Source organism: Proteus myxofaciens ATCC 19692 (assembly GCF_001654855.1).
Taxonomy (GTDB): Bacteria; Pseudomonadota; Gammaproteobacteria; order Enterobacterales; family Enterobacteriaceae; genus Proteus; species Proteus myxofaciens.
On the sequence record NZ_LXEN01000037.1, the window covers coordinates 1 to 7,279 of the forward strand.

The window sequence follows — 7,279 nt, forward strand, 5'->3', positions numbered from 1 at the left end:
GGAAAAGAGTATAAAATCATTAGAAAAAGCCTACCATTTCAAACTAAAAACAAAAAAGGCAAAAAATATATTTAAAAAAAAATTAACTCAACCTATTATTTTTTCAGATAGAGATAAAAATACTTTTATTTTATTAAAAAACAATGAAAATGAATATCTTGTTTTAAATATAAAAAATAAAAAAACAGAATTAATCAATACATCTGATTTTTTAAATAATCTTACTGATAAATACTATACTCTTTCATTCAAAGAGCATCATTATTTTGATATAAGTTGGTTTTTTACTGTCTTTAAAAAATACAAATCAATCTTTCAAAGTATCCTTTTTTATACATTAATACTTCAAATATTAGCACTATTTTCTCCATTAGTTATGCAAGTTATTATGGATAAAGTTCTTGTGCATAATACTTTATCAACATTAGATGTTCTAACCATAGGGCTAGTTTTTGTTGCAATAACAGAAGGCTTAATAAAAGGCGGTAGAGAATATATTTATCAGCATACTGCGAATAAAATAGATATGCTATTAAGTTTAAAATTAACTCAGCATCTTTTTAAACTTCCCATCCACTATTTTAAAGCACGACAAACAGGTGCGATTGTTTCTAGGGTAAGAGAATTAGATATTATTAGAGAATTTATTACAAAAACGTTATTAATGTTTATTGTTGATTTTTCTTTCATTTTTGTTTTTATTGCTGTAATGGCATTTCTATCTTTAAAACTAACACTAATATTTCTAGCAACTATTCCTATTTATTTTATTTTCGCAAAATTACTATCTCCCAAAATAGAGCATGCCGTTCAACAACTTTTTCAAGAATCAGCGGTAAATACAGCATTTTTAACGGAAAGCTTAGGTGGCATTGAAACCATAAAAAGTCTTTCTCTTGAGCCTAGATTTACACAGCAATGGAATAATCAAATTCATCAATTAACAAATAATAATTTGAAATTACAAAATATTGATAACTTCTCTCACTATGTTGTGTCATTTTTGCAGAAAGTCACTATTGCTACTATTTTATGGATTGGCGCTTATGAAGTTATTTCATTATCGATCACAATAGGCCAATTGATTGCTTTTAATATGTTACTTAATCATTCTCTTCAGCCATTAGGAACAGCCATTGATACCTGGGGAAAATATATAAGAGCTAAAACAGCCGTCTTTAACTTGCAAGATATTCTTAATTTACCTAAAGAACAAGAAAATAGTAATTTAAAAATAGAATTAAAAGGTGAAGTAAATTTTCAACATGTCAGCTTTTATTATAAAGAAGATATGCCACCAATTTTAAATAATATTTCTCTCCATATAAAAAAAGAAGAAGTTATTGGCATTGTCGGTGCATCAGGCTCAGGAAAAAGTACATTAGCCCGACTAATACCTAAACTTTATCATGCTAATGCAGGTAATATCACTTTAGATGGTATTCCTATTTTACAATTTTCGCCTATAGAATTACGCCAACAAATTGGTTTTGTTTCACAAGAAAATTTTCTCTTTAATTTAAGTGTATTTGATAATATTCGATTAACTGCTCCGTTTGCTTCATTAGAAGACGTTATCTATGTAGCAAAGCTTACAGGTGCTCATGAGTTTATTTTAAAACTTCCGTTAGGTTACGATACGATTATTGCAGAGGGAGGAAGTTCATTATCAGGTGGACAACGACAACGTATCGCAATAGCAAGAACATTATTATCTAATCCTAAAATATTAATTTTTGATGAAGCCACTAGTGCATTAGATGATGAATCTCAAGCAATTATTCAAAATAACCTTCCCATTATTGCAAAAAATAAAACGGTAATCATTATTGCCCACCGATTATCAACAATAAAAAATTGTCATCGAATAATTGTACTTGAAAAAGGAAATATCATAGAAGAAGGGAAACATGACGAATTAATAAATTCACAAGGATATTATCAAAAACTCTGGAAAATTCAGCAGGATAGCTAATCATGAAATTCAAACTAATATTAAGTCGTTTATTTAAAAATAAAATAACTCAATATGATTTTTATCCAAATCATATTGCCATTATTGAAAAACCTTATTCACCTTATGTTTTTTACATTGTGATGACGCTTTCTTTAGGTGTTATTGCATTTATTATATGGGCCTATTTAGGGAAGCTTGATGTACAGGCACCCGCGACGGGTAAATTGATTGTTTCTGGACATTCACAACTTATTCAAATTTATGAACATAGTCGTTTAGCGGCTATTCATGTAGAAGAAGGACAACATGTTTCTAAAGGGGATCCCTTATTGACACTTGATATATTAGGAATAGAAGAAGAAATTAGTGGTTTAAAAAATAAAATAGATAATTTATTACTATTAAAAATACGCTACCAAGCCTTAAGCGAAAAACACTCTCCGACATCAATTTATCATTTTAATAATTTAAATGATGACGATAAAAAATCTATTTTAATTAGTTATAAAAAAGAAAAAGAAGAGTTCGAAGCAACAGTTAATCAGATTAATAATGAAATAGATATAAACCATAAAAATCAATTAATGATAAAATATGATATTACTTCTATATCAACACTAAAAAAGAATACTGAAAAACGTTTTAATATAAAAAAATCACTTTATGATAAAAAAGTATTAAGTAAAATGGATTTTTTAGAAAGTGAAAAAGAACTGTTAGAGATCGCTAGGCAATTAAAAATTAAAACATCTGAATATTTAGTTCTTGTCAGTCAAGGAAAACAACTCAATGAGAATATAGACAAATTAGAGAAACAAAAGGCATTAGAATGGCACGATAAATATAAACAATATGAGAGTGAAGTATTAATTTATCAGCAAAATTTAAACCACGCACAAAAGCGCCAGCAATTAAAAATAGTTAAAGCACCTGTAACAGGTACAGTTCAACAAATTTCAGTACATACACTAGGGGCTGTATTACAACCGTCGCAAGCTGTGATGGCTATTATTCCTAATGATAAACATAATATTGCACAAGTAAATATTTTGAATAAAGATGTTGGTTTTATTCATCTAGGACAAAAAGCAATTATAAAAATTGATGCATTTCCCTATACAAGATATGGCACGCTTGAAGGTAAAGTTATCAATATTGCTAAAGATTCCGTTGAACATGAGCAATTAGGTTTAGTCTATCCTGCACTTATAGAGCTTGATAAGCAATCTATAGGAATTGCTAATGAACAATATAAATTAGCCGTAGGTATGTCATTAGTTGCTGATGTTATTATTGATAAACGTAGAGTGATTGATTATTTATTAAGCCCAATAGAAGCTTACAGCCATAAAGCACTAAGAGAAAAATAATAAAAAGTGTCTAGGAAAAAATACAATGGAACTAAATAAACAAGAACAATATCACTCATCAATTATTGATGCGCTGCTTTATTTATCTAAAAAAAATAAGGGTAACTTTACTAAAAAAAATATCATTCATTTTTTAGGTGAAGGGAATGGCATTACTGAATGGAATATAATTGAAGTTGCAAACTTATTAGATTTTAAATGTACGTTCTCTTTATTTGATAGCAATAATAAAGAAAATATCGTTAGTGATATGCTAATAGAAATAGATAATTATTGGTATATTTTATTGAAAAACAGAAACAATCAATTTATCTTAATAGATCCGTTAAGTGGAGAAAAAAAACATTATCCGTATGATGATAATAAAATATTTAATATTTTATTAGTTATTAAAAAAGAAAAAATAGAAGATCTGCATAAATTTAGTTTACGTTGGTTTATTCCTTCTATTCTACGTCAAAAAAAAGCACTTTTTATTGTTTTTATTTTATCTTGCGTTATTCAGATTTTCGCTCTGGTTAATCCGATTGTTTTTGAAAAAATCATTGATAAGGTTTTGACTGGAAGAAGTCTTTCTAATCTGCATGTTCTTGGTATTGTATTAATTCTTTTAGCCATATCTGAACCTATTTATGTGTTATTAAGAGATAAACTGTATACGTTTATTTCTTGTAAACTCAGTGCTGAGTTCTCAGGAAAAACTTATCAACACTTAATTCGTTTACCAAATTCATTTTTTAATCTGCGACAATCAGGACAAATTATCGCGCGGATTCAAGAACTATCTCATATTCGCCAATTTCTTACTGGCTCTGCGTTTATGATGGTACTTGATCTTATCTTTATTTGTATTTTTATTTCGATTATGTTTTGTTACTCCACATTATTAACTTGGATAACAATAGCAGCACTGGTAAGTTATTTTATTATTTGGCTTATTATAGGGCCACTTATTCGTTATTGGGTTAAACAGGAATATCAATCAAATGCAGACAATACCAGCTTATTAACAGAAGCGATTAATGGTATTGAGACAGTAAAATTAACGGCAACTGAACAACAAGTTATCGATAAATGGCAAGATAAATTAAGTTACTACATTATTAATCGTTTTTCAGGTGCTAAGAAATCGATATTGGCTCAACAACTTATTTCGATTATACATAAAATTACAACAGCCATTATTTTATGGCATGGTGTGAATTTAATTATGGTTGGGAAAATGACAATGGGAGAGCTTATTGCTTTTAATATGTTCGCAGCCCATATCACTCAGCCTATTTTGCGATTGGCACAAATATGGCAAGATTTGCAACAAACAACCATTTCAATTCAGCGTATCGGTGAAATACTTAATTCACCTACAGAGCAACAAAATAACGGGCTTGCTACTGTACCTAATATCCAAGGTAAAATAGATTTCTCTAATGTTAGATTTCGTTATTCACCAGATACACCAGATGTTCTTGAGCAACTTTCTTTTTCTATTTCTGCTGGTCAATTTATAGGAATAACAGGGCCTTCAGGTTCAGGGAAAAGCACCATTACACGGCTTATTCAACGTTTTTATACGCCACAGCAAGGACAAGTTTATATTGACGGTATGGATTTAGCTATCGCAGATCCCCTATCTTTACGACAAAGCATTAGTGTTGTTTTACAAGAAAGCTTTTTATTTAGCGGTACTATTGCTGAAAATATTCAGTTATCAAAGCCTAATTGTACACAAGAAGAATTATTAGAAGCGGCTAAACTTGCTGGTGCATTTGAATTTATAGAACAATTACCTTTAGGTTTTAATACACAAGTTGGAGAACGAGGTAGTCAATTATCAGGAGGCCAACGCCAGCGTATTGCACTTGCTAGAGCATTATTAACTAATCCACGTATTCTTATTTTAGATGAAGCAACATCGGCTTTAGATTATGAATCAAGTGATTGATAAAAATAAGTAACCGTTAAATCATTACACAAAGCCACTATCCACGCCAGCCAGCAAATTTTAGCTTTGTATATTTTTATCTCCTTTATCATCTTTTCACATATATTGTGTCACAATCTCGACACAGTATGTCACACCATCCCCGCTTTTAATTCCACACCCTGCTATACTCTCCAAAAACTAATTGGATCTACTATGAACCTCGCAAACTTACCTCAAGAAGAAAAAGACAAAATCAATGTCGATTTGGCCGCTTCAGGTGTCGCATATAAAGAACGCCTCAACATGCCAGTTGTTGTGTCCGAAATTGAACGACAACAACCAGCACACTTGCGCGAGTATTTTAATGAACGATTAGCGTTTTATCGTGAGAGAAGTAAGAAGTTACCTGATGCTAATTCGGTGCAGTATTTGAAGACAGAGTGATTAGTTAAAGCAACATGTCATTTTCGCCTAACCCGAATTGCGCTTTCATTTCCTCTTCCTTTTGTCTGCGCTCTTCTTCCGCTTTCTGCGCTTCTTCCATTTCACGCATTTTCACGTTATAGATTGATTGCTCTGGCATCTGTACACGTACAGAAATAAAGCGACCATCAGGGATATCAATTAAATCACCGTCGCTGTAACCCTCAATATCATTACGGGCGAATTTAGGCGCATTAGGATGTGTACGGTGATAGGTTCTCACTCGTATTGAACCATCGGCAAGAATTTTTGAGTCTACCCAAATCAGTGGCTGTTTATTAACATCGAGTGGGATTTCAATACCGCCATCAACACCGCCCCAGCCTGCATCAGCATTAAAACCGAGTACACCTTCGATAAGGTATTCGCCTTCTGAGATTCGCGTTACTGTGGCGCCTTCAGATTCATCGTTAGTGGCATATGTGCCGTCGGGATTTATATTGATGATGGGTGAGGCTTTTTTGATGAAGCCGTTACTGTCTACTGTTGTTGTTCTATCACTCAATAACCTATAAGAAGTTAAAGCTCCCGATAGTGAAAAAGTTATTGACATTGTTTCGTTATTAAAAGTATTAACACCCCAACTATCTGAACCATTATAACCAACAAAAGAACCAACCCCCCAACGTAGCAATCCCCCACCATAAGCCCTAATAAATTGTGTTAATTTTGGTATCTCCGATTGGTTATTGCTATCAATTAATTTACCAGTGCTATCAGCAGTGATTATTCTCCTTTCAGTTCCAAAATTTCCCACACTTGCGCTCCCAGTTTTATAATATAGATACTCACCAATACTTAATAACTGAAAACAACCGCTATAACCGCTAGCATCCCTCCAATTACGGATGTTTATAATTCCACCTAACACCTCGCTATTACCACCCCATAATTGCCTTGCAGTAAAAAGTCCCGAACTTACCCCCCAAGAATATGAACCTATATCATTAATATCTTTGTTTCTAAAATCATCAAACTGCTGTAATGCTACCTCACCTTGTTTATTAGGCGGAAAATAATAATCTCGTCCAGCACCGGCAACTTCCCCGTACAACCTAAATGGATAATTTCTCTCTGGCTTCATTACGCCAAAATAATCCTTAAAGGTATCATCGATAGCTATGTACATCCCAGCATATGAAGTGACTTGGCCTTTAAAGCGTTGGGTCTCCGCACTCACTAAACTGGCTCTATTTTCAATATCCCCTTGCATCTTTTTAATGCTATCCAGTGTGACTTTTTGCCCATTAGCTAACTCTACCGTCACTACACCGTTATTCATCATCCATTGGTCCATTGCGCGCAGAAAATAGGTCGTATCTGAGGCAATGGCCGTCATGCGGTTATTGGCATCACTGTAAGTATTGGGTTCGGTGAGGTTAATGCTGTAACCAGTATTTTTAACGGTAAAAGTAGCCGGTTGAGAAATCACTAATTCGGTATCGCTATTTACCCTATCCACCATATACGGATAATTCATATTGCCGTTTTGAATTAAAATTATTGTGCCTGCTCGAATAGCCGGATTATTAACGGTCCATTGGG

The 7,279-nt window shown here is 32.4% G+C and carries 5 protein-coding genes; 4 read left to right on the forward strand and 1 reads right to left on the reverse strand.

Annotation, left to right across the window (positions count from 1 at the left end; all coding sequences use genetic code 11):
• From M983_RS04070 to M983_RS04085, 4 genes are all read left to right on the forward strand, one after another.
• Window positions 1-1,975: peptidase domain-containing ABC transporter (locus M983_RS04070; RefSeq protein WP_066747422.1), on the forward strand; the 1,975-nt coding region annotated here is incomplete at its 5' end.
• A gap of 2 nt (window positions 1,976-1,977) precedes the next feature.
• The gene (locus M983_RS04075; protein WP_066747424.1) at window positions 1,978-3,327 is read left to right on the forward strand and encodes an HlyD family type I secretion periplasmic adaptor subunit; all 1,350 of its coding nucleotides are present in this window, start codon (window positions 1,978-1,980) and stop codon (window positions 3,325-3,327) included.
• A 25-nt stretch (window positions 3,328-3,352) separates the two neighbouring features.
• Window positions 3,353-5,269, forward strand: coding sequence for a type I secretion system permease/ATPase (locus M983_RS04080; RefSeq protein WP_066747426.1), 1,917 nt, complete (start codon window positions 3,353-3,355; stop codon window positions 5,267-5,269).
• Window positions 5,270-5,464: 195 nt separating this feature from the next.
• Complete coding sequence (locus M983_RS04085) at window positions 5,465-5,695, forward strand: DNA polymerase III subunit theta (protein ID WP_066747428.1); 231 nt, start codon at window positions 5,465-5,467, stop codon at window positions 5,693-5,695.
• 4 nt (window positions 5,696-5,699) lie between these two features.
• Here the strand turns inward: M983_RS04085 and M983_RS17865 are convergent.
• A partial coding sequence (locus M983_RS17865; protein ID WP_066747430.1) for a phage tail fiber protein occupies window positions 5,700-7,279 on the reverse strand: 1,580 nt, incomplete at its 5' end.